The sequence below is a fragment of the Acetobacter lambici genome (assembly GCF_011516885.1).
GTDB classification, from domain to species: Bacteria; Pseudomonadota; Alphaproteobacteria; order Acetobacterales; family Acetobacteraceae; genus Acetobacter; species Acetobacter lambici.
Genome location: NZ_WOTD01000004.1, coordinates 99,558 through 123,427, shown reverse-complemented (window position 1 = coordinate 123,427; position 23,870 = coordinate 99,558). Strand labels below are relative to the sequence as shown.

The 23,870-nt window shown below is 60.3% G+C and carries 25 protein-coding genes and 2 tRNA genes; 11 read left to right on the top strand and 16 right to left on the bottom strand.

Going from position 1 to position 23,870, the window contains the following annotated elements; all coding sequences use genetic code 11:
- Positions 1-62 precede the first annotated feature (62 nt).
- Complete coding sequence (locus GOB86_RS04055; RefSeq protein ID WP_165991091.1) at positions 63-1,277, bottom strand: glycosyltransferase; 1,215 nt, start codon at positions 1,275-1,277, stop codon at positions 63-65.
- Between the two features lie 14 nt (positions 1,278-1,291).
- Positions 1,292-2,287 (bottom strand): hopanoid-associated sugar epimerase, encoded by a 996-nt coding sequence (hpnA, locus tag GOB86_RS04050; protein ID WP_165991090.1) that lies wholly within the window; start codon positions 2,285-2,287, stop codon positions 1,292-1,294.
- A 215-nt stretch (positions 2,288-2,502) separates the two neighbouring features.
- Between hpnA and GOB86_RS04045 the strand changes: the two genes are divergently transcribed.
- Both GOB86_RS04045 and GOB86_RS04040 read left to right on the top strand, forming a co-directional pair.
- Positions 2,503-3,573: a lysylphosphatidylglycerol synthase domain-containing protein gene (locus GOB86_RS04045; protein ID WP_165991089.1), complete on the top strand. Its 1,071-nt coding sequence runs from the start codon at positions 2,503-2,505 to the stop codon at positions 3,571-3,573.
- Positions 3,574-3,576: 3 nt separating this feature from the next.
- Positions 3,577-4,476, top strand: a complete 900-nt coding sequence (locus tag GOB86_RS04040; RefSeq protein ID WP_165991088.1) for a prephenate dehydrogenase/arogenate dehydrogenase family protein — start codon at positions 3,577-3,579, stop codon at positions 4,474-4,476.
- Positions 4,477-4,482: 6 nt separating this feature from the next.
- Here the strand turns inward: GOB86_RS04040 and GOB86_RS04035 are convergent, their stop codons facing one another.
- The 3 genes from GOB86_RS04035 to GOB86_RS04025 all read right to left on the bottom strand — a co-directional run bounded on the left by GOB86_RS04035 (position 4,483) and on the right by GOB86_RS04025 (position 6,481).
- On the bottom strand, positions 4,483-5,256 hold the full coding sequence (locus GOB86_RS04035) for a tetratricopeptide repeat protein (RefSeq protein ID WP_165991087.1): 774 nt from the start codon (positions 5,254-5,256) through the stop codon (positions 4,483-4,485).
- A 3-nt stretch (positions 5,257-5,259) separates the two neighbouring features.
- Positions 5,260-5,385, bottom strand: a complete 126-nt coding sequence (ykgO, locus tag GOB86_RS04030) for a type B 50S ribosomal protein L36 (RefSeq protein WP_003625637.1) — start codon at positions 5,383-5,385, stop codon at positions 5,260-5,262.
- 166 nt (positions 5,386-5,551) lie between these two features.
- A complete protein-coding gene (locus GOB86_RS04025; protein WP_165991086.1) occupies positions 5,552-6,481 on the bottom strand; it encodes a hydrogen peroxide-inducible genes activator in 930 nt (309 codons plus the stop codon).
- Positions 6,482-6,647: 166 nt separating this feature from the next.
- Here GOB86_RS04025 and GOB86_RS04020 point away from each other — a divergent pair, with 166 nt between their 5' ends.
- Together GOB86_RS04020 and GOB86_RS04015 are read left to right on the top strand one after the other, a co-directional pair.
- Positions 6,648-7,190 carry a peroxiredoxin gene (locus GOB86_RS04020; RefSeq protein WP_165991085.1) on the top strand — a complete coding sequence of 181 codons (543 nt, stop codon included), beginning with the start codon at positions 6,648-6,650 and terminating at the stop codon, positions 7,188-7,190.
- Between the two features lie 199 nt (positions 7,191-7,389).
- On the top strand, positions 7,390-7,917 hold the full coding sequence (locus tag GOB86_RS04015; protein WP_165991084.1) for a carboxymuconolactone decarboxylase family protein: 528 nt from the start codon (positions 7,390-7,392) through the stop codon (positions 7,915-7,917).
- A 128-nt stretch (positions 7,918-8,045) separates the two neighbouring features.
- On the opposite strand, the gene GOB86_RS04010 is transcribed toward GOB86_RS04015, so the two are convergent.
- From GOB86_RS04010 to ppa, 3 genes are all read right to left on the bottom strand, one after another.
- Positions 8,046-8,122 (bottom strand) — tRNA-Asp (locus GOB86_RS04010).
- 157 nt (positions 8,123-8,279) lie between these two features.
- On the bottom strand, positions 8,280-9,104 hold the full coding sequence (locus GOB86_RS04005) for a DODA-type extradiol aromatic ring-opening family dioxygenase (protein WP_165991083.1): 825 nt from the start codon (positions 9,102-9,104) through the stop codon (positions 8,280-8,282).
- A gap of 171 nt (positions 9,105-9,275) precedes the next feature.
- Positions 9,276-9,803 (bottom strand): inorganic diphosphatase, encoded by a 528-nt coding sequence (ppa, locus tag GOB86_RS04000; protein WP_165991082.1) that lies wholly within the window; start codon positions 9,801-9,803, stop codon positions 9,276-9,278.
- 157 nt (positions 9,804-9,960) lie between these two features.
- On the opposite strand from ppa, the gene GOB86_RS03995 reads away from it, so the two are divergent.
- The 3 genes from GOB86_RS03995 to GOB86_RS03985 all read left to right on the top strand — a co-directional run bounded on the left by GOB86_RS03995 (position 9,961) and on the right by GOB86_RS03985 (position 12,346).
- Positions 9,961-10,034 (top strand) — tRNA-Ile (locus GOB86_RS03995).
- Between the two features lie 76 nt (positions 10,035-10,110).
- Positions 10,111-11,790 (top strand): energy-dependent translational throttle protein EttA, encoded by a 1,680-nt coding sequence (ettA, locus tag GOB86_RS03990; protein ID WP_165991081.1) that lies wholly within the window; start codon positions 10,111-10,113, stop codon positions 11,788-11,790.
- A gap of 58 nt (positions 11,791-11,848) precedes the next feature.
- Positions 11,849-12,346, top strand: a complete 498-nt coding sequence (locus GOB86_RS03985) for a GNAT family N-acetyltransferase (protein ID WP_165991080.1) — start codon at positions 11,849-11,851, stop codon at positions 12,344-12,346.
- Between the two features lie 69 nt (positions 12,347-12,415).
- Here GOB86_RS03985 and GOB86_RS03980 read toward each other — a convergent pair whose 3' ends face one another.
- The 3 genes from GOB86_RS03980 to GOB86_RS03970 all read right to left on the bottom strand — a co-directional run bounded on the left by GOB86_RS03980 (position 12,416) and on the right by GOB86_RS03970 (position 14,982).
- A complete protein-coding gene (locus GOB86_RS03980) occupies positions 12,416-13,039 on the bottom strand; it encodes an MlaC/ttg2D family ABC transporter substrate-binding protein (protein ID WP_165991079.1) in 624 nt (207 codons plus the stop codon).
- Between the two features lie 25 nt (positions 13,040-13,064).
- Entirely contained in the window at positions 13,065-13,913 is an 849-nt protein-coding gene (locus tag GOB86_RS03975; RefSeq protein ID WP_165991078.1) for an MlaA family lipoprotein, read from the bottom strand.
- Between the two features lie 241 nt (positions 13,914-14,154).
- Entirely contained in the window at positions 14,155-14,982 is an 828-nt protein-coding gene (locus GOB86_RS03970; RefSeq protein WP_165991077.1) for a TerB family tellurite resistance protein, read from the bottom strand.
- Positions 14,983-15,098: 116 nt separating this feature from the next.
- Between GOB86_RS03970 and GOB86_RS03965 the strand changes: the two genes are divergently transcribed.
- Entirely contained in the window at positions 15,099-16,025 is a 927-nt protein-coding gene (locus GOB86_RS03965) for a ketopantoate reductase family protein (protein ID WP_165991076.1), read from the top strand.
- A gap of 114 nt (positions 16,026-16,139) precedes the next feature.
- Positions 16,140-17,012 carry a PhzF family phenazine biosynthesis protein gene (locus GOB86_RS03960; RefSeq protein ID WP_165991075.1) on the top strand — a complete coding sequence of 291 codons (873 nt, stop codon included), beginning with the start codon at positions 16,140-16,142 and terminating at the stop codon, positions 17,010-17,012.
- A 54-nt stretch (positions 17,013-17,066) separates the two neighbouring features.
- On the opposite strand, the gene GOB86_RS03955 is transcribed toward GOB86_RS03960, so the two are convergent.
- The 4 genes from GOB86_RS03955 to queA are packed head-to-tail and all read right to left on the bottom strand — an operon-like array spanning position 17,067 to position 20,734.
- Positions 17,067-17,315, bottom strand: a complete 249-nt coding sequence (locus GOB86_RS03955; RefSeq protein ID WP_165991074.1) for a ribbon-helix-helix domain-containing protein — start codon at positions 17,313-17,315, stop codon at positions 17,067-17,069.
- Entirely contained in the window at positions 17,312-18,424 is a 1,113-nt protein-coding gene (gene queG, locus GOB86_RS03950) for a tRNA epoxyqueuosine(34) reductase QueG (RefSeq protein WP_165991073.1), read from the bottom strand. The genes GOB86_RS03955 and queG overlap by 4 nt, the downstream gene beginning before the upstream one ends.
- Positions 18,425-18,469: 45 nt before the next feature.
- Positions 18,470-19,630, bottom strand: a complete 1,161-nt coding sequence (gene tgt / locus GOB86_RS03945; protein ID WP_165991072.1) for a tRNA guanosine(34) transglycosylase Tgt — start codon at positions 19,628-19,630, stop codon at positions 18,470-18,472.
- 42 nt (positions 19,631-19,672) lie between these two features.
- Positions 19,673-20,734, bottom strand: a complete 1,062-nt coding sequence (queA, locus tag GOB86_RS03940; protein ID WP_165991071.1) for a tRNA preQ1(34) S-adenosylmethionine ribosyltransferase-isomerase QueA — start codon at positions 20,732-20,734, stop codon at positions 19,673-19,675.
- A gap of 166 nt (positions 20,735-20,900) precedes the next feature.
- On the opposite strand from queA, the gene GOB86_RS03935 reads away from it, so the two are divergent.
- Positions 20,901-21,113, top strand: coding sequence for a hypothetical protein (locus tag GOB86_RS03935; protein ID WP_165991070.1), 213 nt, complete (start codon positions 20,901-20,903; stop codon positions 21,111-21,113).
- 14 nt (positions 21,114-21,127) lie between these two features.
- Complete coding sequence (locus GOB86_RS03930; RefSeq protein WP_165991069.1) at positions 21,128-21,622, top strand: kinase inhibitor; 495 nt, start codon at positions 21,128-21,130, stop codon at positions 21,620-21,622.
- A gap of 36 nt (positions 21,623-21,658) precedes the next feature.
- Here GOB86_RS03930 and GOB86_RS03925 read toward each other — a convergent pair whose 3' ends face one another.
- Positions 21,659-23,803 (bottom strand): hypothetical protein, encoded by a 2,145-nt coding sequence (locus tag GOB86_RS03925; RefSeq protein ID WP_165991068.1) that lies wholly within the window; start codon positions 23,801-23,803, stop codon positions 21,659-21,661.
- Between the last annotated feature and the right edge of the window lie 67 nt (positions 23,804-23,870).

Genomic DNA, 23,870 nt, shown 5'->3' with positions numbered 1-23,870 from the left:
TTTACATGAGGCCGCCTGCCATGCCTACCCTTAATGCCGGAAGCCGGTCGCAGCAAAAAACCCTACCGACCGGGGGCCTGTATTTTCTGCCCCGCCTCGGCGCTGCTTACGCGCCCATTATTGGGAATGGCCTCGGTATAGGCCCGGTTCTTCCAGACCACGCCGCGTCCACGGTGGTGGTTAACGGCGGAGCCTATGGTAGCCGCAGTGTAAAAAGCTGAAATCAGTGGCAGCCCCAGTGCCCAGAGGGGGGAAAGCCTGAAGCGCCGGAGGGTCGGCAAAAAGGACAGGGTAGAGGCAAGCCACACCCCGCCTCCGATCCACTGCGCGGCTCCGTGGGCAAACAGGGCCAGAGCTATGGGAGCAATCCAGACCACCAGCATGGCCGTAACGGTCAGAACAAGCAGAAGCGGCGAAAAATTGAGCTGCACGTAAGCCGTGCGCGCGATCATACGCCAGATATCGGCAGCGGACGGGTAGGGGCGAATGGAACGCGCAAGGCAGGAATGACCAAGGAAGAGCCGCCCGCCGGCCTGTTTGACGCATGAAGCCAGGGTGCAGTCATCAATCAGGGCACCTTTAAGGGCCTGAATGCCCCCGATCTGGCGGAGCATGTCGCGCCGGAGCAGGATGGAGCCGCCCGCGGCACCTGCGGTTTTGTCCTTGGGGTTGTTCACCTTAGCAAAGGGGTAAAGCAGCGTGAAAAAGAACACAAAGGCGGGCACCAGTGCCCGTTCGGCCAGTGTTTCGCACTGGAGTTCCACCATTTCGGAAACCATGTGCAGCCGGTCAGCCTGTGCCTTGGCAACCAGCGTGGAAATATGGGCTGGTGCGTGAATAATGTCGGCATCAGTCAGGAACAGGTAGCCGCTGCCATGGGGGTTCTGCCGCTCCGCCTCGTGCACACCCTGAGCCACGGCCCACAGCTTGCCGCTCCAGCCCGGTTCGGGGTTGGCGCCGTCCAGCACACTCAGCCGGTTGTGGGGGTCAGGCAGGGTTCTGGCCAGTGCGCCTGTGCCATCCGTGCTGCGATCATTGACCAGAATGACCGAGAGCGCGCCGGGGTAGTCCTGTTGCAGCAGTGACCCCAAAGCGACTTCAATGGACTCCGCCTCGTCCCGTGCCGGTACAACTACGGTTACGCCGGGGGCAATGTCGGCTGGTGCGTCCGCCATGCTGGCAGGCTGGAGGATGGGGCCAGCCTGCCAGAAATGCCCGTGGCAGAAAATAAGGCCGACCCAGATTATGGCGCAGAGAAGAGCGAGAGCCAGAACCATGACGGACCTCTTCCTTATTTGAGCATGCCGTTGTTACGGAACCACGTAATGGCGTCTTCCACCGCCATGCGGGCCGGGCGCGGTGTATAGCCCAGCTCGCGCATGGCTTTGGCGGAGGAGAAAAACATTTTCTTGCGAGACATGGCGAGCATCTCCCGCGTGACGCGGGGCGAAAAGCCAAAAGCACGGGACAGCCACTCGGACACAATGGCTACCGGCCAGATGACCTCCTGCGGCAGGCTGATCTTTGGCGGGGGCACATGCGCAATTTCGGACACCATGGCGAACAGGTCGCGCAACAGATAGTTCTCGCCGCCCAGAATGTATTTTTCGCCGATTCTGCCTCGCTCAAGAGCCAGTGCATGGCCTTCGGCCACGTCATCCACATGCACAATGTTCACGCCCGTATCCACATAGGCGGGCATGCGGCCTGCCGCGCAGTCCAGAATCATCTGGCCCGTGGGGGTGGGTTTAATGTCGCGCGGGCCAACGGGGGTGGAGGGGTTAACAATAACGGCTGGCAGATTCTGCTCACGCACAAGGCGCAGTACTTCCTGCTCGGCGCGGTATTTGGAGCGTTTGTAAATGCCAATAACGGCATGTTCCTCCACCGGCGTGTTCTCATCCGCAATGGTGCCATCGCCAATCAGGCCAAGGGCCGCCACGGAGGAACAGTAGACAATCCGCTCCACGCCCGCCTTTTGTGCGGCCAGCATCAGCAGACGTGTGCCCTCCACGTTGGCGGTCATCATGGGGGCAGGGTCGGGCACCCACAGGCGGTAGTCGGCAGCAACATGAAAAACATACCGGCAGCCCTGGACCGCGCGCGCAAATGTGTCCGGCTGGGACAGATCACCTTCCACCAGTTCGGCTGGAATGTCGGCAATATTGCTACGGTCGCTTCCTTCTCGCACCATCAGGCGCAGGGAATGGCCACGTTCCAGCAGTGTGCGAGCCACGGCGGAACCGACAAAACCAGTTGCGCCGGTTACGAGCGTATGAGCAGTCATGAAGGATGCGCTCCCGGTAGAGGGCTGAAAGAAAACAGGTGTTGGGCGTTAATCCCGAACGGCTGGTCTGTTTCTTTATCCTGACACCCGAGGTGGCGCCAGACCCCGTGGTAGTGTAAGGGGGCGGAACATTCACACATGCGCCCGGTTGGGCTTCGGGCGTGCCCAAGGGCGTGACGGAGCCGCGAGCGTAACAGGCGGACAGAGCTGAGGCCTTGAAGAAGCTTACGGTTTTTCTCACTTTTCTTGGGCTCGTGGTCGTTACGGCAGCAATGGCGTGGAGCGGTTTCGATTCCGTTTTGCGCGCCGTTATGCGTATTGGTCTGGGCGGCTTTCTGCTTATGGTATGCTGCCAGCTAGCCGTGGATGGCCTGCTGGGTATGGCATGGCATGCCGCTTTTCCTGAAATTGGGTATGTGCGCCTGCTGCTTGCCCGCATGGTGCGCGACGCGGCCGCGACCTGCCTGCCGTTTTCGCAGGTTGGGGGTATTGTTATTGGCATTCGCGCCACCTGTTCGGGCCACGGCGTGCACCGTGCATCGGACAGGGAGGTGGAACTGCCCGAGGCCGCCTGCGCCAACCTTGTGGATATTACAACCGAAGTCATGGGGCAGGTGGCGTTTGTGCTGCTGGCCGTGGCCTGCCTTGTGGCGCACCAGCGTTCCAGCCCGTTTGTGGTGCCGGTCGTGGGCGGCACCGTATTCCTGATCGCGGGAACTGCGGGCTTTATCTGGACCCAGACGCATGGTGGTAACCTGTTCCGCAAGTTCGGGGGCATGTTTACCCGCAGCTTGGCATCACAATGGCGGGACAGCATTCTGGCAGGTGCCGATAACCTGCAGGAACGGATGGAGGCGGCATGGAGCCGCCCGTGGCATATCTGCCGTTCGGCCAGCTACCATCTGCTTGGCTGGCTGGGCAGTGCTGGTATGCTGTGGCTGACGGCGCGTTTTCTGGGCGCGCAGCTGACCTTCCCCGGTGCCGTGGCGGTGGAGGGCGTGACCTGCGCCATCATGTCTGTCGGGTTTCTGGTTCCTGGTAGTCTGGGTGTGCAGGAAGGGGCTTACATGGCTCTGGGTCATGCGTTTGGTATAGATCCGTCCCTGTCCCTTGGTATTTCCCTGCTCCGCCGTGGGCGGGAAATTACGATCGGTATTCCCGTTCTACTGCTCTGGCAGTTTATGGAAATGCGCGGCCTGCGCCGTAATACCCCCGCCCAGCCTGCCCAGAACAAGGGCGAGGCCATGGGGTATTCTTCCTCTTCCAACACGGTGAAGGATAGCTGAGCGGTGGCTGAGGAGCATCTTCCGGTCGTATTCGACACGCTTGTTGTTGTGGGGCCGGGCCTGATCGGTTCTTCCGTACTCCGCCGCGCAAGGGCGCATGGTAATCTGGCCCGCAGGCTTATTGCCGTAGATAATAGTGCGGATGTATGCGCGCGGGTTATGGAACTGGGCTTTGCGGACGAGGCAACAACCGACCTGACCGCCGCAGCCGCACAGGCGGACTGCGTTATGCTGTGTGTGCCGGTGGGTGCCATGGGGCCTGTTGCCGCTCAGGTTATCCCTGCCATGAAGCCGGGTGCGGTGCTGACCGATGTAGGCTCCACCAAGGTTTCGGTTACCGAAGCCATTATTCCCAGCCTGCGCGCGGATGTGCCTTATGTGCCAGCGCACCCCATGGCGGGTACGGAGTTTTCCGGCCCGGATGCGGGGTTGGTGGACCTGTTTGAAAACCGCTGGTGCCTGTTGACCCCGCTGGAGGCGACAACACCGGAAGCCCTGCAACAGATCCGCGCGTTATGGACACGCTGTGGCGCACGCCTGCGGGAGATGACCCCCGCACACCATGACCGCGTGTGCGCCATTGTCAGCCATCTGCCACACCTGCTCGCCTTTACCATCTGCGGCACGGCAGACGATCTGGCGGAGGAAACACGCTCCGAGGTGCTGGATCTGGCGGCTTCGGGTTTTCGTGATTTTACGCGGATTGCCGCATCTGATCCCGTTATGTGGCGCGATATTTTTCTGGCCAACCGTGAGGCCCTGCTGGAAATGCTGGGGCGCTTTATGGAAGACGCACAGGCCATGGCCCGCGCCATCCGCTGGGGGGATGCGGACTATATTGTGAACAAAATTGAACGTGGGCGTGAGATCCGCAAAAGCCTGATTGAGAACAAGCAGGTCTGAACCCGGTCAGGTTGGCTGGCCAAAAGCCTTGAGTCGCAGGGACTCGGAGCGTTTGTGGGTCCTGTCCAGCATCGGGTTGAGTGCCATGGCTTTCTGCCAGGCCTTGAGTGCCGCCTGACCGTCGTTCAGGTGCTCTTCCACACTTGCTAGCAGACTCCAGCTTTGTGCGTCATCCCCGTCGCGCATCAGGGCTTCGCCTAGATCTGCCACAGCGCCCTTGAGGTTGCCAGCAACAAGACGCATCTGGGCGCGTGTGCGCCACAGGATGGCCTGATCGGGCTGTAGGGCAAGGGCATCCCCCATATCGTCCACCGCATCATCCGGTTTTTCGGATGTCAGGTCTTTTTCTGCCCGGCGGACCAGTAACTGCGTGGTGGGCGAAAGGTGCGATGCCCGCAGAGCTTCCAGCTTGTCTTGCAAAGCATGGGCGGCTTCTGGGGTTGGCGCTTGAGCCAGCAGCTTGACCAGCAGGGCGATCTGCCCCGCCGTAGTGCCAGTGCCAGTGCCAGTGCCAGTGCCAGTGCCAGTGCCAGTGCCAGTGCCAGTGCCAGTGCCAGTGCCAGTGCCAGTGCCAGTATGGTCTGCTGGTGGCGGAGATGGTGCGGCTGAGGGCGCGGGGGAAGCTTTGGGGGCCGTCTGTGCCCATGTGGCGGGTACAGCCGTTATGGTGAGTGCAACAGACAGGCCACAAAACAAAAACCCGTTCCTTCGGTATCCGAGGGAACGGGCTTTGTACATGATTGTCATGATAAGCTTGCCCGTGAGGGCCAGACCCACCATGAATTAGCCCTGACGGGCCTTCATGCGGGGGTTCTTCTTGTTGATGACGTAAACCCGGCCACGACGACGGACCACACGGCAGTCTTTGTCGCGCACCTTGGCTGACTTCAGGCTATTTCTGATTTTCATGGCCCGTATTCTCCGCCGATGCTGCTCAATGCATGAATAAGTTGGCTCGGCACATACCGGCCTCGTGCGGCTGAGTCAATATTCTCCGCATTTATAGCGCGTTTTTCTTGCTGATTTTGCGCTTTAAAGTGCGTTCTGTGGCGTTGGTTCCCCCTGATTTGACCTTTTACGCAGGGTCGAGGGCAAGTGTGAGCAGTGTGCTGGCCAGAGTGGAAAAATCCGCAGCACGGGGGGAGCGGGGCCGCCATGCCAGACCAATGGTGCGCCATGTGGCACCATCGGCCAGTGGGCGGGCGGTTATTTTGCGGTTTTTAAGAATGCCCCCGTTAATGGCCAGTGCGGGCATAATGGCGATTCCCAGCCCCAGTTCCACCATTTCCGCCATGCTGTGGAGCGACATGGCGGTAAAGGTGGGTTCGCTTTCTCCTTCCGAGCCATTGCGGCTGGGGCTCTGGCGGCAGATGGCCAGTGTCTGCTCGCGCAGGCAGTGCCCGTCTTCCATCATGATCATATTGTATTCGGACAACCGCTCCACAGGTACGCTTTCCAGCGCGCTAAAGGGGTGGTCCGTGGGCATGATCACGTAAAAGGGGTCCTGCCACAGGGGGTGGGTCTCCGTGCCATCACAAAGGCAGGGCATGGCCAGCACCAGCATGTCCAGTTGGCCAAGGGAGAGTTTTTCCAGCAGATGTTCGGTGGTGTCTTCCGTCAGGGATAAAAGCAGGCGCGGAAAATGCTCGCGCAGGATCTGCACCGTGCGGGGGATAAGGAAGGGACCAATGGTCGGAATAACCCCGAGTCGCAAGGGGCCGGTCAGTGGGGTGCGGGCTGCGGCCGCCAGTTGGGGCACGGCCTCCAGTGCCGCGAGTGCCTGCCGGGATTTCAGGGCGATCTCATGCCCCAAAGGGGTAAAAACCACTTTTTTGCCCACGGTGCGGTCCAGCAGGGGCGTATCTAACTGGCGCTCCAGTGTCATGATCCCTGCGGACAGGGTGGACTGGGTGACAGCACAGGCCGCCGCTGCCCGGCCAAAATGGCGTAATTCGGAAAGAGCGATCAGGTAGCGGAGCTGCTGGGCGGAGGGGAGGGGAAGCATGGCCAAGTCCTACCTGAAAACCAGAGAATGGTTAATCGATACGTTCAATTGTTCTTATATAAAATATTCATTGGATTAAATGAAAAAGGCGGGTCATACATACTTGCACCGTCTGATCCGGCCTGAAGCCGGGTCAGGCACAGTGCCAGAAACAAGGAGCAAACATATGCTGACCGTTGGCGATAAGTTTCCCAGCTTTGATCTGACCGCCGTTCCGGGTGGGCCGGAAGGCCTGAAGGGCGAATTCGTTCAGATTTCCGACAAATCCGATGCCGGTAAGTGGAAAATCGTGTTCTTCTGGCCGAAGGACTTCACCTTCGTCTGCCCGACCGAAATCGTGGCTTTTGGCAAGATGGCCAAAGACTTCGCAGATCGTGACGCAGTCGTTTACGGCGTGTCCATTGATAGCGAGTTCGTGCATCTGAACTGGCGTCTGCACCACGCTGACCTGAAGGATCTGCCGATCCCGATGCTGGCAGACATCAAGCGCGAGCTGACCGAAGGTACGGGCGTTATGGCAAAGGACGCGGGCGTTGCCCTGCGTGCGACCTTTGTGATCGACCCCCACGGTGTGATCCGTCATGTGTCCGTCAACGACCTGTCCGTTGGTCGTAACCCGCAGGAAATCCTGCGTATTCTGGACGGTCTGCAGAGCGATGAGCTGTGCCCGTGTAACTGGAAAAAGGGTGAAGACTTTATCAAAGTCTGAGCCTGACGCACTTTCCGGTCCGCGTTTGCGGGCCGGGGGTGGTGCGGCAGCCACTGCGTGTGGCCTGCCGTAACCCACCGCATGATTCTATCAGGGCTGTCTGCCTGACCGGTCAGCCTGAGGCTGCGCGTAATATGCTCCAGCCCCGCTGTATTGGTCTGGCATAATTTTCCCAAAATAATTCACGACGGAAAAAGTCATGTCTATCGATGCACTCAAAGACCGTATTCCCGATTACGCCAAGGATCTGCGCCTGAATCTGGGCTCTTTGGCAAGCGATATCGCCCTGACCCCCCAGCAGCTTGGCGGTACTTTTGTTGCGTCCGCTCTTGCCGCCCGGAATGATGATGTGACGCGTGAGATTGTTGCCCAGTTCCGCGATGTTCTGTCCGAACAGGCGCTGGCTGCCGCGCAGTCCGCCAATGCCATTATGGGCATGAACAATATTTACTATCGCTTTGTGCATATGGCGGGCGGCGAATACGCTAAAATGCCAGCACAGCTCCGCATGAGCGTTATTGGCAACCCCGGCGTGGATAAAGCCGATTTTGAACTGTGGTGTCTGGCCGTGTCCATTATCAATGGGTGTGACCTGTGCGTGACCAGCCACGAAAAAATCGTGCGTGACGCGCTGGGTGCGGCTGCGGTGCAGACGGCTGCGCGTATTGCGGCAACCGTGCATGCTGTTGCGGTTACCTTGCAGGGTGCAGATGCCTTGCAGCAGTAATGCGGCAGGATATTTGAAGAGGAAGGGTGTGGGAACCGGTCGTTCTGGCGGCCGGTTAGTCGCCTTTGGGCGGCGCGCAGGAAGGCGCTCGACACCACTTTCTGATACGATAAAATTGTAAAGGAAAGTGGCGCGAGTGACGGGGCTCGAACCCGCGACCTCCGGCGTGACAGGCCGGCGCTCTAACCAACTGAGCTACACCCGCATTTTCCAACGCTCAACAGTTGTGTGCGTCGGTATGTGGGGCTTTATAACGATGTTTTTTTCTTTGGCAACAGGCATTTCATAAAAAAATGCAAAGAGCCGCATTTTTGCCGGAGCGGTATCGCGTAGCAGTGCGGAATTGCCAGCACAGACCGCCATCAACCAAAACGATAGCCCGATAATGCCTTGCCCAGCACCGTATCGCTGTAAATCTGCTGGCCGTAATCCTGCCCGGCGGCTCCGGCTGCCACCATGAGCGGGAGCAGATGCTCCTCGCGTGGGTGGCACAGGCGTGCGCCCGGTGCTTGCGTCCAGTGTGTCAGGTGCTGGTTGCGCTGTGGTGGTGGGGCACAGACGGCATGGGTCAGCCAGACATCAAATTCTTTTGCAGGCTGGTCGGTTACGGGTGATCCGTTCATAAAGTGGATCAGGTTATGGTAGCTCAGGCCTGTGCCCACAATCAGCACATTGCTGTTGCGCAACGGGGCCAGGGCCGCACCAAGGGCCAGATGCTCGGCCGGGTCCAGCGTTTTGAGCAAAGACAGTTCCACAATGGGAATGTCGGCCTGAGCAAAGGCCAGCATGAATGGAATAAACACACCGTGGTCAAACCCCCGCCCGCTATCTTCGGCACTGGCAAGGCCCGCCAGTTCAAGTAGCGCACGTATGCGCTCGGCCAGAGCAGGGCTGCCGGGTGCCGGGTATTGCAGCGTGTAGGTGTGGGGTGGAAAGCCGTAATAATCGTAGATCAGCCCCGGCTTGGGGGCGGACATGACCGTGGCGACCTGCTCCTCCCAATGGCCCGAGACCACCACAATGGCATCCGGCTTTTGGGGGAGTGTGCCAGACAGGCCGCGTAAAAAAGCGGCCATGCGGTCCCATGTCTGTGGCCAGTCCATAAAAAAGCAGGGACCACCCCCATGGGGGATGAACAGGGTTGGCTGTTTTTGGGGTGTTGAAGCAGCAGGGCCAGTGGCGGGCATGAACATCACCTTAACAAGAGGAGGGGTCTTGGGTGCTGTTCAGAGCATGGCGTAAAACTGGCAGGCTGATAATCCGCAATGCACGGAATATATCTCACACTCGTGGTGTGATCATGGTGTGCGGCAGGCAAGGGGTTGGCGTGCCTGCCGCAAATAGCGCGTGTGTGGGCGTTATTTAGCTTTGGCAGCTTCCAGAGCTTTGAGAATGAAGTCGCCTGCCTCTTCCTTCGTGCCCCAGCCGGTCACTTTAACCCACTTGCCTTTTTCAAGGTCCTTGTAGCGGGTAAAGAAGTGTTCAATGGCCTTGACCGTAATTTCGGGCAGGTCAGCAATGGTTTCGACCTTGGAGAACTCGGGGTGCACCTTGTCGTGCGGGACGCAGATGATCTTTTCGTCCTGCCCGGATTCGTCTTCCATCTTCAGCACGCCAATGGGGCGGGCCCGAATAACGCTACCCGGCACCACGTTGGTGGGGGTCAGGACCAGTGCATCCGTGGGGTCGCCATCGGCTGCCAGCGTGTTGGGGATAAAGCCGTACGCCGTTGGGTAGGCCATGGGCGTGAACAGAAAACGGTCAACGAACAGGGCGCCACTTTCCTTGTCAATTTCGTATTTGACAGAGGAACCCTGCGGGATTTCAATCACGACATTAATGTCGAACGGCACATCCTTGCCGGGGGAAAGTTTGGAAACGTCCATGAACACTGCTCCAACCGATAAATAATGGGAATGTTGCAGACCCTATCCGCCCGTCTGCGGCTTGCCAAGAGCCGGATTTTAAACGGGTGATATATGGATTTTCCTCCCCCAGACCCTTGCCAAATGGCTCTGGTTGCGTAATCAGATACTCGCCTGCGCGCCCGTAGCTCAATTGGTTAGAGCGGGCCGCTCATAACGGCTTGGTTGCGGGTTCAAGTCCTGCCGGGCGCAGGCTGTTCCAGCCAGCAGCGCAGCCTGTGGCCGCTTAATTTTTTCAGTTTATTTCGCATAACGGGAGTTCATCATCATGGCATCCTATCAATACGTCTATGTGATGAAGGATCTGACAAAATCCTATCCCGGTGGGCGCGAAGTGTTCAAGGGGATCACCCTGTCCTTCGTTCCCGGTGCCAAGATCGGTATTCTGGGTGTTAACGGTGCGGGTAAGTCCACCCTGCTCAAGATCATGGCCGGGATCGACAAGGAATATGGTGGTGAGGCATGGGCGGCCGAGGGTGCCCGTGTTGGCTATCTGGAGCAGGAACCCCAGTTGGACCCCAAGCTGACCGTGGGTGAAAACGTTGCTCTGGGTTTTGGTGACCTGAAAAAAGCGGTCGATCGTTTTAACGAGATTTCCGCCCGGTTCGCAGAACCCATGGAAGACGACGAAATGAATGCCCTGCTGGCCGAACAGGCCGAATTGCAGGAAAAAATTGACGCAGGCGATGGCTGGGAGCTGGACCGCAAGCTGGAGATCGCCCTTGACGCCCTGCGCTGCCCCCCTGCGGACAGCTCGGTGGAAAAACTCTCCGGGGGTGAGTGCCGCCGTGTGGCCCTGTGCCGCCTGCTGCTGGAAAAACCCGACCTGCTGCTGCTCGATGAACCCACCAACCATCTGGACGCCGAAAGCGTGGCATGGCTGGAAAAAACCCTGCGTGACTACGACGGCACGGTAATGGTCATTACTCATGACCGTTACTTCCTGGACAACGTGACCAACTGGATTTTGGAAATCGAGCGTGGCCGCGGCATTCCGTTCGAAGGGAACTATTCTTCCTGGCTGGAACAGAAGCGCAAGCGCCTGTCGCAGGAAGAAAAGGAAGAAAGCTCCCGCCAGCGTGCCCTTGCCGCCGAGCAGGAGTGGATTAACGCCAGCCCCAAGGCCCGCCAGAGCAAAAGCAAGGCCCGTATTGCCAAATACGAGGAAATGCTTGCCGCCAGTGCCGAACGTGTGGGCGGTGTGGCCGACATTGTCATTCCCCCCGGCCCCCGCCTTGGTGGCACGGTGATCGAGGCAGACAATTTGAGCAAAGGCTTTGGTGACCGCCTGCTGATTGATAATTTGAACTTCAAGCTGCCACCGGGCGGCATTGTGGGGGTTATCGGGCCGAATGGCGCGGGTAAGTCTACCTTGTTCAAAATGATCATCGGGCAGGACAAGCCGGATTCGGGCGAACTGAAGATCGGGGAGACGGTCAAGCTCGGCTATGTTGACCAGTCGCGTGACGACCTTTCACCCGATAAAACCGTGTGGGAAGAAATTTCCGGCGGAACGGATGTTATCTATCTGGGCAAGCGGGCGGTTCCCTCTCGCGCCTATGTGGGGGCGTTCAACTTCAAAGGCTCCGACCAGCAGAAAAAGGTTGGTGTGCTCTCCGGTGGTGAACGTAACCGTGTGCATCTGGCCAAGATGCTCCGGCAGGAAAGCAACGTCATCCTGCTTGACGAACCAACCAACGATCTGGACGTGGATACCCTGCGCGCACTTGAAGATGCACTGGCCGAGTTTGCGGGCTGTGCTGTGGTCATTTCCCATGACCGCTGGTTCCTTGACCGTCTGGCGACACATATCCTGGCGTTTGAGGGTGACTCCCACGTTGAGTGGTTTGAAGGTAACTTCCAGGCTTATGAAGAAGACAAGCGCCGCCGCTTTGGCCCGGACGCCACGGAACCGGGGCGCATTCATTACAAACCGCTTGCCCGTTAAGGGCATGCCCGTGCGAAGGCTCCGTAAGGGGGCCTTCCTTTGTTATGGAGGCTGAGCGGTGGACTTACGCTCGGTCAGAACACCTCGCCTGCTTCTTAAGCCCGTCACATGGCGGGATATGGAAGATATGGTGCGCCTGAAGGCCGATGGCGGTGCTTTTGGCCAGATGCTGGGGGGTGTTTGCACCCGCCAGCAGGCTGAGCGCGAGATGGCGGATGACATTGCATTCTGGGCCTGTCACCGCGTTGGTATTTTTACCATTCATGAAAATGGCCAGTTTGTTGGCATGACCGGAATCCATGACCGACCAGATGGGCGGGGGTTCGGGCTACGCTTTGCTCTGTTTGCAAGTGCAAGGGGGCGGGGTATTGCGCGCGAGGCCGCCAATGCGGCCCTGAACTTTGCGCATGATGCCGGTTTGCACCGGGTTATTGCCGTCGCGGCGGAGAGCAACGTGGCGTCCCGTACCATTCTGGGCGGCATAGGTATGCATGTGTGCGAGACATTCGCCAGAAATGGCCAGACAATGATGGTGTACGAAAGCAAGCGTGCATAAAAAAAGGCACCCGTTCAGGTGCCTTTTCTCCAGATCGCGGGGGTTATGCCGCCAGACTGTTTTGTCCGCTTAGTTGCTGGCCTGATTGTGGCGGTCCAGCTGCTTTTGCAGGGCGGAAAGCAGTGTCGCCACACTCCCGCCATTGCGCGCAATAAAGGATGAGTAGTCGTTACGCTGTGTCAGCCGCAGGCTGGCACCTTCCCCTACCACGTCCACAACCTGAGGCTGTCCGCTGTCGTAGCTGACAACCCACTGCATGGATGCAGGCGGCTGCTGTGGGCGCATAAGGATTGCGTTTACGGAATCTTCACCGCCGGATTTGCTCACATCACCAATGGTAAAGCTGACACCACGGTACTCGCCCAGCTTGTCGGTAATGGCGTTTACCAGCACCTCATGGAACAGCGCCAGATAATGCTGCCGCTCTTCGGGGGTGGCAATTTTCCAGTAACGGCCAAGGCAGTAACGGCCAATACCATCAATATCCACGTTTTTCTGCACGAGCGGAAGAACCTTGGTCTTCTTTTCAGACAGCGGGACAGGGCTGTTCACAATGGCAACAAGCTGAGTGCCAAAGTTCTGAATAAACTGTTTGGCGTTATCCGCTGCACGGGCAGGCAGGGCAAACAGTCCGCTGGCGCATGTCAGGGCCAGAGTGGCAAGAACAATACGGCGACCAGAAAGGAGTTTCATGTCTGCGCTACCTTCTTGTTGTTAGTTATTGATACCAGTCTGGCACGGTGGCGCGGCGGTCATTTTTAATGGCCTCGGCCTGTGCCTTGCGCTGCTGCTGGTAAGCGCTGCGAATGGTGGCGTATGGGTCCAGTGCATCACGCTGCAGGGCATCCAGATCTTCCAGATGTTCCGAGCGGCCATGCACAACGCCCATCATGTTATAGGCCCAGTTAAAGCTGACAAGCCCATAACCACGCGGCACGTAATCCCACGGGGAAAGCCCCTGATCAATGCCATAACCAATGCCGTCACGGAAGGAGGACGGCCCCATGGGCAGGAACAGGTAGGGACCGGAGGAAATACCCCAGTTGGCCATGGTCAGGCCCGCATCGTTGTCATGGTGGGGGAAGCCGGCCATTTTGGCCACATCAATCAGCCCGCCAACACCCACGGTCATGTTAATGCACCACCGCACGAACGAGTCCCCCGCGCGGCGGGGTTTGCCTGCCCCAACGTCGTTAAAGAAGACGGAGGGTTCGTTCATGGTCGTGATCATGTTGCCCAGCGAGTTCCGCACAGGGCGGGGCACGGCCCACACATAGGCCTTAGCAACCGGGCGCAGGGCCCATGTATCGAACTTCATGGTCAGGTTGAACACTTTGCGGTTCAACGGCTCATACGGGTCGTTTGCAGCCTTGTATTCGGCCAGAGCGTCCGGGTCCGTGGGAACGGGGGCTTTTATGGAGCTGCACCCGGCCGTGCCGAGCAGCACAAGACCAAGGCAGAGTGTTCCCAGACGGAAACGGCGATGTACCGAGGAACCTTCCCGCGCCTGATCATGCTGATCCCGTGCGCGAGGGCGGAGCCGTGAGCCGTTCCGTCCTGAAATCATTGCCACCTTTACCTTTGCCTTGTGACGTCCGCATGGCCTGCCGGGCAGACCTGTTTATTGCTGCCTTCTCTACCATGAGAAACGCAGGGTGCAATGGCAGGGCTTCTCTGCGTAGAGGGCAGGGGACAAAAATAGCCCTTTGCATGTTGTCTTTTTGCCGGGAAGAACAGATTTTTGCAATCGCTGTTGCCAGAAAGTCGCACATCCTGCTCAGGATGTGATGGTAGCAGGGAATCCGGCGTTACAGCCCCCGTTCGCGTTTGATGATATCCCACGCAGCATTGATTTTGGAAATGCGGACCGAGGCAATCTGCACCTCTTCGGGGCTGGCGTTGCGTGCGGCCATAACATCGGGGTGGTACTGCCGGACGAGTTTTTTCCAGTGCGCGCGCAGTTCCTCGTTAGAGAGGGAGGCGCTGACTTCCATAACGGTATAGGCGTCATCTTCGCCCATGGCGGCGCGCGCACGGCCCTGCTCGGCGCGCTCCCACGCCCCACGCCCCAGCCCGAAAAGAGCATGCACGCGTTTGAGAAAGCGCAGCTCCTCGGGGGCAAGGGGTTCATCGGCCGCCAGATCGGCGCGGGCAATGGCAAACAGGGTCCCCATCAGGTCTTCAAGAGGGGGCTTGTCCTTGCCGTACGCCTGCCCGAGTTCACGGGCAAAGGCTTCGTAGTCGTCTGTTCTCTGGCGCGCCATGTCAAACAGGCGGCCAATGTCGCGCATGTTCTCGTCTGGCACTCGGAAGCGGGTTTTAAAGGCGTTGATCTCCCGCCGGTTTACAGGGGCGTCGCATTTGGCCAGCTTGGCGCACAGGATAACGCATGTCAGCCCGTAGAGCTGTTCCTTCTTGCCCAAGGTGGCGGCCAGCTTGGCGGCTACAAAAGCCGCGGCACCGTTGGGGTCCGGGCGGGCGCGGGCGGCCCATCGGTCGCTCCAGCCAACGGCAGGGGGGTGCAGTAATGTGCCGCTATCCGCAGCATGGCCCAAAGCTGTGCCCAAAGCCGCGCCCAGTGGCCCGCCAACGGCAAAGCCAGTAACACCACCAAATATTTTGCCCCATATCGCCATGGTGTTCTTTTATCATGTTCTGGCGCGGAACCCTAGCCTGAGCAGGGGGGCTGCAATGGCTGGGCAGCAATGTGCCAGTATCGCATTCGGCGCAAACAGCACCTGAAGGATGAAGCATGCGAACACAGACATCTCCCCACCATGCTCCCGCGCAGCCGGGGGTTGCCCTGATCGGGGCCGGTGCGGTGGGGCTTGTTGTGGCTATGGCCTTTGCCCGTGCGGGGTGGCGGGTGCAGGTCTGTGGTGCGCGTAACCCGTTTGCACACCTGCGGGTGAGCGAGGGGGGGCTGGGGGTTGAATATCCGGTCCAGCATGCCCGTACTCCGGCGGAACTGGTGGGCTGCACGGTGGCCATTGTAGCGGTCAAGGCGTACCAGACAGCCGATGTGGCGGACTGGATTGCGGCCTTCAACCGGCCGGATGCCCGTATTCTGGTAGCCCAGAATGGTCTGGAGCAATGCGAGCGCATTGCCGCCTACGCACCGCTGGCAGTGGGGCTGCCCGTAGTTGTTTATTTTAATGCCGAACGGCCCGCTCCGGGGTGTTCCGTCCTGCGCAGAATCGGCCCGACTGATCTGTGCCTGCCCGCCAACAGGCAGGTCCATGACCTGAGTGTGGCTTTGCAGGCGGGGGGGCTGCGCGTAACCACGGCGGAGGATATGGCTACCGTGGTATGGACCAAGCTGCTGGCTAACAGTGCCGCCAACCCGCTGACCACCTTGTGCGGGCGGCATACGGGGGTCCTGCGCGAGCCGGATTTTGTGGCCAATGCGCGGCAGGTCATGACCGAAGTGGCGCGTGTTGGTCAGGCGGAGGGAGCGGCCCTGACCGCACGGCATGTGGAGGACACACTCGTATGGCTTCAGAATGTGCCGCCCGACAGCACAACATCCATGTTGCAGGATCGGCAGGCAGGCAGGCCTTTGGAATATGACGCCATAACCGGGGCCATTGTGCGGGCTGCGGAGCGGCATGGGCTTGATGTGCCCCTTAACCGGCTTATTCTGGGTCTGTTGTCCGCCATAAGGCCCACACAGGCATAAGTCTGGCGGGCTTGGGGCAGGTCAGCGCGGGATGTCATTGCCCCATAAACGCAGCCTGAGCCCGCAACGCTTGCTCAATTTTTTCTATTTTGCACCGTTTATGCGAGAAGTTTTATGAAGCGTGCTTACAAGGTTGTGGATGTTTTTACAAAAACACCTTTTGCAGGCAACCCGGTTGCCGTGGTGCTGGATGCACAGGGGCTGGATACCCCTGCCATGCAGGCGATCGCGAGTTGGACCAACCTGTCAGAAACAACCTTTGTGCTCCCGTCCCAAAATGCGGTGGCGGACTACAGGCTACGTATTTTTACCCCCCGGAGTGAACTGCCCTTTGCAGGGCACCCCACCCTTGGCAGCGCCCATGCGGTGCTGGAGGCCGGGCGGGCCACTCCGCGTAATGGCCAGTTAGTGCAGGAATGTGGCGTAGGCCTTGTGGCGTTCAAGGTGGCGGGCAGCGGGGTTGGGCGCACGCTATCCTTCGCGTTGCCACCTGCGAGCCAGACGGTGCTGGATGAGGCTGACATAACGGAGTTGGAGGCTATTCTGGGGGTGCAGATGGACCGTGTGGCACGCCCGCTGCGTATTGATGTTGGGCCGGTCTGGATTGTGGCCCGTGTGGCCACAGCGGAGCAGTTGCTGGCTCTACGGCCCGATTCAGGGCGTTCTCTGGTGTTTGAAAACTGCCTAGGGGCCACGGGCATAAGCGTGTTTGCAGCCCATGGCGCGGGGCGGGAGGACATAGAAGTCCGCTCCTTTGCCAACTCGCAGGGGGTGACGGAAGATCCCGTATGTGGCAGCGGCAATGGCAGTGTTGCCGTGTTCCGGCATGTGCATGGCCTGTTGCCCCCCGGTCTGGTCCATTACAGCGCAACTCAGGGGGGCTGTGTTGGTCGTGCGGGCCGGGTTAGTGTGCAGGTTGCCCCCGATGGAGCGGTGCAGGTGGGTGGTCCGTGCATAAGCACGGTCGAGGGGTATCTGGCCGGGTAATAAAGGTCAGGGCCGCTGGGTCAGGTCATGCCCATTACGCACAGCTTGGGTTTGTTAAAGACGGGGTTTGAGCGGGTCTGTTCCCGCCTGCCGCTGGAGCCATTGCAGAGCCGTAACCCGTAGGGCGGATGCCAGGGACTGATCGGGTGCACGGGTTGCGTCTACCTGCGTAACCAGTTGGACCAGCGTTACGTTCTGGTGGGTAATCATGTCCTCCAGAACGGCCCAGAAGGCGGGTTCAAGTGCAACACTCGTATCATGCCCGGCCAGTATCAGGCTGCGTTTGCGTAAATGGCGGCTCATGTCTGGCGGCTTTCAAGCTGGGCAATTGCCCAGTATGCGGCGTCACGCACAACCGGGTCTGGGTCGGTTGTCAGGGCGTGGGCATGGGGCAGCAGGTGCGGCCTGCCGGAATTGCCAATGGCGACCAGCACATTGCGGATAAAACGGTCCCGCCCGATCCGTTTGATGGGGGAGCCTGAAAACAGGGTTCTGAACGCCGGATCATCAAGCTGGCTCAGGGTGGCCAGATCAGGGGCGATCAGGTCTGCGCGGGGTTGGAGTTTGATGTGGCGTGCCGCGTGGGCAAACCTGTTCCACGGGCAGACGGCCAGACAGTCATCACAGCCATAAATATGGGTGCCCATCAGGGGGCGCAGGGCCAGTGGTATGGGGCCTGCATGTTCGATGGTCAGGTAGGAAATACAGCGCCGCGCATCCATCTGGTAGGGCGTGGGAAAAGCCTGCGTGGGGCAGGCGTTCAGGCAGCGGGTGCAACTGCCGCATCCACCGCCGGAGGGGGCGGAGGAGGGCAGGTCAAGCGTTGTGTAGATTTCTCCCAGAAACAACCAGCTCCCATGCTGGCGGGAGACAAGGTTGGTGTGTTTGCCAACCCACCCCAGCCCGGCTTTGTGGGCAAGAGGTTTTTCGGCCACGGGGGCTGTATCCACAAACACTTTGACCTCGGGTGCCCCCACAGTGGCCAGTCTGCCCTCACGCACCACAAACTGGGCCAGATGCTTGAGCATGCCCTTGACCACATCATGGTAGTCCCTGTGGCGGGCGTAGACGGAAATATTGCCGCAGTCGGGTTTTTGCAGGGTTGCCAGAGCATCGTCCGGCGGTGCGTAGGACAGGCCAAGGGCAATCACCGTGCGGGCCTCGGGCCACAACGCTGTTGGCTGGCTGCGCTGTTCCGTACGTTCGGCCAGCCAGTCCATTTGACCGTGGTATCCGTTTGCCAGAAAATCCTGCAAACGCGCACGGGCCTCCGGCCCCAGTGTGGCCGGGCAAAAGCCAATGGCGTCAAACCCCAGTTCCAGCGCTTTTGCACGTATGCGCGCACCAAGGCGGCTGTTGGCGTGTGACGCACCAACCGGGGGTGGGGCGGAGGGATCTATGGCCTTTGTCATGCGTGAAGGGCTGGCCCGCAAGGGGTGGTCAGGTCTGTGGGGGCGTTAGGGAATGGGGGGAATGTGGGGCTGTGGCATTTCATCTTCCGTCCAGTCCTGTGCGGTCCAGTCGGCGCGCATGCGTGCGGCCGTGGTGTCCAGATTTTTGTCCATAATGGCCTGACGGATCTGGCGCATGAGGCGCTGATAGTAGGCGATATTATGCCATGTGAGCAGCATGGGCCCCAGAATTTCGTTCGCGCGGAACAGGTGGTGCAGATACGCGCGGCTGTAGCGTGTGCAGGCCAGACAGTCACAATGGGGGGAAATGGGCCGGGCGTCCGTGGCGTGGCGGGCATTGCGCAGGTTGAGCGTGCCCCGCTCGGTGTAAGCCCGTGCCGTGCGGCCCGCGCGCGTGGGCATGACACAGTCAAACATATCCACTCCGCGCTGCACGCTGCCGAGCAGGTCGTCCGGTGTGCCAACCCCCATAAGGTAGCGTGGCTTGTCAGCCGGCATGATCGGGGTTGTGGTGTCCAGCGTTGCGAACATGAGCTCCTGCCCCTCGCCCACCGCCAGACCGCCAATGGCATAGCCTTCAAACCCTATATCGGTCAGCGCCTTCACACTTTCGGCGCGCAGGTCGGTTTCCGTGCCCCCCTGCACAATACCAAACTGGCCATAACCCGCACGCAGCACATAAGCCTCGCGCGAGCGGGCGGCCCAGCGCATGGACAGGCGCATGGAGGCGGCAATGGCCTCGGGTGGGGCGGGTAGGGCGGGGCACTCATCAAAACACATGGTTATGGTGGCATCCAGATCATGCTGGATGCCAGTTGAGCTTTCGGGCGTTAGCCGATGCTCCGACCCATCAATATGGGAGCGGAAGGTCACTCCGTCCTGATCCAGCCGTCGTAATGCCCCGAGGGACATGACCTGAAAGCCCCCCGAATCGGTCAAAATCGGGCCGGACCAGTCCATAAAGCGGTGTAGCCCCCCCAGTGCGCGCACCCGTGCGGCGCCGGGGCGCAGCATAAGGTGGTAGGTGTTGCCCAGCACAATGCCCGCCCCTGTGGAGCGCACGGCGTCCATGGTCATGGCCTTGACCGTGCCAACCGTGCCCACGGGCATGAAGGTAGGCGTGGCCACGGGGCCGTGGGCTGTGTGCAGCATGCCCGCGCGGGCGGCACCATCAGTACTGTCACAGGTCCAGTGGAAACGGCTCATCGATTGGTCCTTGTGGGGTGGGGCTGTGGAGGGCGGGAGTCTTTAACCGGCATGAACGCTGTTTGCACATGTGAGCAGGCAGGCATCGCCATAGGAATAAAAACGGTAGCCGGTGTGCAGTGCATGGGCATAGACCGCTTTTGCCCGCTCCTGCCCGGCAAAGGCGCAGACCAGCATGAACAGGGTTGAGCGTGGCAGATGGAAGTTGGTCATGAGCATATCCACCGCCCGAAAGCGGTAACCGGGACGGATGAAAATAGCGGTCTCACCCGCAAACGGGTGCACAGTGCCGTACTCGTCCGCCGCACTTTCCAAAAGGCGCAGGGTGGTGGTGCCAATGGCGATAATGCGCCCCCCCGCCGCCCGCGTGGCGTTAATGCGCGCAGCAGTTTCGGGGGTGATCACCCCGTGTTCGGAATGCATGTGGTGGTGCGCAATATCATCCGCGCGGACGGGCAGGAACGTACCGGCCCCTACATGCAGCGTTAAGGTGCATCGCTCGGCCCCCGTGGCATCTACCGCGGCCAGCAGGTCTGGCGTAAAGTGCAGCCCGGCGGTTGGGGCGGCCACAGCCCCTTTGTAGCGCTCAAAAATGGTGGCGTAGTCCTTGCTGTCCTGCGCCGTGGGGCCATTGGGGCGGTGGATGTAGGGCGGAAGGGCCAGAGCGCCCGCTGTTTGCAAGAACGCGTCAAACGCATCCCCCTCGCATGAAAAGCGCAGGGTTGCCCCCCCACCGGGTTCCAGCGCCATGACCTGGGCAGTCTGGTCCGAGTGGGGGAAAGTGAGTGTGTCCCCCACCTTCAGGCGGCGGGCGTTGCGCACCAGTACGTGCCATGTGTCATCGGGGCGGATCTGGTCGAGCGTTATGCCAATTCTGGCCTCCCCGCGCAGGGCATGGAGCTGTGCGCGAATAACCGCCGTGTTGTTGGCCACCAGCAGGTCCCCCGCGCGTAGCAGGGCTGGCAGGTCGCGTACATGGCGGTCCACTAGCGTGTGCGGCATTGTGGCATCCAGCAGGCGTGCGGATTCACGCGGGCGGGCGGGCTCCTGCGCGATCAGGGCCTCGGGGAGGTGGAAGTCAAAATCTTCGGTGCGGTTGCTCATGGTGTGCCGGGTTTACGCAATAGGGCAGCGCAATGCCAGAGGGAAAGGGAGGTCTGCCTCCACGCTACGGGGCTTGCGCATATGGCCATGGAAGGCCAGATTCGGGGTGGAGAAGCCACAGCCAGTTCCGCTTTGGCCCACAGTTTACGTAAGGAGACGTCCCGGTATGTCCTATGCTCTGCTTGATGCGGCCCGTGTGGCCAAGGCTTCTGGTGTTTCGCTCGGTGTTCTCAAAACCAGTGCGGAAACATCCGAAACCCATGTGCGCAAGGTGATCATGATTGAACGGATTGAAGCGCTGGCCAGTGCCGCCGCCGAATCCGGCGAACGTGTGACCCTGACATCCGAAGAGTTCTGGCTGATCAGCAAGAACTGGTAAGGGGAGCGTCCGCCATGGCGTTTGTTCTGACAAGCCCTGCCTTTGCCAATGGGGATGTGCTGCCACAGGCTCAGGTTTATAATGGTATGGGCCAGAGCGGGCAGAATCTTTCTCCCCCGCTCCAGTGGCACGGTGCGCCACAGGGGACAAAGAGTTTTGTGGTGACGGTCTATGACCCCGATGCCCCGACCGGCTCTGGCTGGTGGCACTGGGTTGTGGTGAACATACCCCCCACCACAACGTCCCTGCCCCAAGGGGCGGGCTCGGGCAAAGCCGGTCTGCCAGAAGGGGCCGTGCAGGTCCGCACCGATTTTGGCGCACCCGGCTATGGCGGAGCGGCACCCCCTGCGGGGCATGTGCACCGCTACGTGTTTACGGTGTATGCGCTGGACGTGCCCATGCTCGACATAACGCCCGATGCCAGTCCGGCACTGGTTGGGTTTATGGTGAACCACCACAAGCTGGGGGCCGCCAGCCTGACCGCTCTTTACGGCAGTAACCAGCACTAGCCTGCTGCACACGGCCAGCCTGTGCGGGCTGGCCGGTCAGGCTGTTGGCGGAGTTGGTTTTGTGGGGCGGCGGGGCGTATGGACTGCCAGGTCGTGCAGCACATCCGCCTGCGAGACCAGCACAGCACCTGCTGCAATACTTCCCGCAGGCATGACCAGCACGGCCGCTCCCTCGTTCATGAACCGGACAGACAGGCTGCTCCAGTGGGGTAGAATGAAGTGGCGTAGCATCTGTGCCAGCGCGCAGCGGTCCATGGCGGTATGGACCGTGCTTTTGGGCGTATAAACGGTGTTCAGGTAATCATTCATAAAAGCGGCAATGGCGGGCAGGCGTTCAGGCTCGCCAAAATAGGCTGTGTCCGTGCCAATGCCCCAAGGCGTACCGTGGCTCTGGCGGCCATCATGGTTGAACAGTGCCAGATCAAACCCGTAAGTGGCGGTATTTTTGAGCGTGCGGAGCAACGTGGCTGTATTGGCGGGAAAATACCCCGCGCAATCCCCCGTAAGCACCGGGCAACGGAACCGGGCTACAATGTCTGGCAGGATCAGGTAACGTAACGCGGGCTCTAATGCTGTATCCCGTTCGGCGGTGGCGCCATGGCCAAAGCTCAGGCGCAGGCTGGCGGCGTATTGTTCCAGCCAGTCGGCAATGGTGCGTAAAAAGGCCAGTTGCTCGGTGTTGGGGTTGGCAACGCCAATGCAAAGCTGCACCGGTCCGCTGGAGCGGTCCTGCCGGTAGGCTTGCAGCAGGGAAAGGATAAGGCCGGGCAGGAGGTGAAAGTTCGCACTGTCACACGCAAAAACCAGACAGAGAGCGGGGGGCGTTCCCGCCGGACTGAACCGCCATTCCCAGCGTGAAACACCCGTGCGGTCCGGTATGGCGCGGCTGGCAAGCTGGCTGCATTCCTGCGCCCCCAGCCACGAGAAAATCCCGGCATTATCGGGCGAGGGCATGGCCCCTGCCTGCAAGGCAAGACGGCGGGCAATGGCGTAGTGGGCATCGGCCTCGGCCATAAGCCCCGCCAGCCAGCTTGTGTGGCCCATGGCGGTTTCGGTCCACCAGCTCAGGCCGTTCAGGCGGGCTTCGGTTTCCAGCAGGCGCAGGTCCGTGGCGGTGTTGAGCCGCTGGTAGGCGTTCTCGAACAGCATGGCGTATATCTGGCGGATGTCCGGACCATTTTTGGCGGCCAGCCGCATGGGCACCAGCAGGGTGTCAAACCGTTCATCAAAGCCGGGCAGGTCGAGTTCGTACAGCATGTCGGGTACGAGCAGCAGTGCGTCCTCCCCCTGCGGCAGGCGGGCTAGGAGTGCTGGCAGCGTGGCTGAAAAATCCTGTTTGGGATAGCGCTCGCGCAGGGCCACGGCCAGCAGGTCGGCTGCGCGCGCGTGGTCATGCAGGCGCAGGGCTATAAGAGCCTGTAGCCACACCAGGTCGGCCATCTGGGCAAAAGACTGGGCATACACTGCAAACTGCATGCCCAGTTCCCCCTGCCCGCACTGGCAGCAGAGCTGTGCCAGCACAATGCATGGGGCAATGGCCGAAGGGGTGATGCTCAGCTTGAGGACTTGTTCGCGCACATCATCCACCGTGGCCCATGGGCTGAGCGCACGGCGGAATGCACCAACTTCAAGCAGTTCGGTCACGTTTTCGAGCAGGTTTTCCAGTACGCGGGAGGGGCTCGCGCTTAGTGTGACCTTCTGGGGGGCGGCACTGGTCCATAGGGTGAGCGTATCAGCCCGGAACTCTGCCTGTAGCTGCTCCACAGGCCATGTGTGCGGGCCAAGGCGCAGTTCGTGGCCCGTGCAGGTGGGCTGGCCTACAAAGGTGCGGCCATCATGCCATGCCCCCCGCAGCAGTGTGCGCAGCAGGTCGGCCAGTTCGGGGGGGAGGAGCAGAAAATGCTCCCATGTGGCGCACAGGGGAACGGCGTCAAACTGTGTGGAGCTTCTGCTGGAAAGATAAGCATTGCCCGCCCTGAGTGCCACAAGGGGGCGCTTGGCAATGGAGCTTATGGGTTGGGCCTGCACAAAGGCCCCACCGGGGGCGAGCGTGTTGTGTTGCGCGTCCAGCACAATGGGGGTGGTGGCGCGGCTTGTGCCCGCCGTGGGGCAGAGTGGGTGCAGGCGCTGGCCGGTAAAGCCGACCAGAGCGCCATGGAAGGAGAGAAGGTAAAACGCCATGCCGACCCCGTTGGTAAAAGCGGCACACCCGGCAATACGGAGGTTAAGGTCCTCCTGCGGGGGTGTG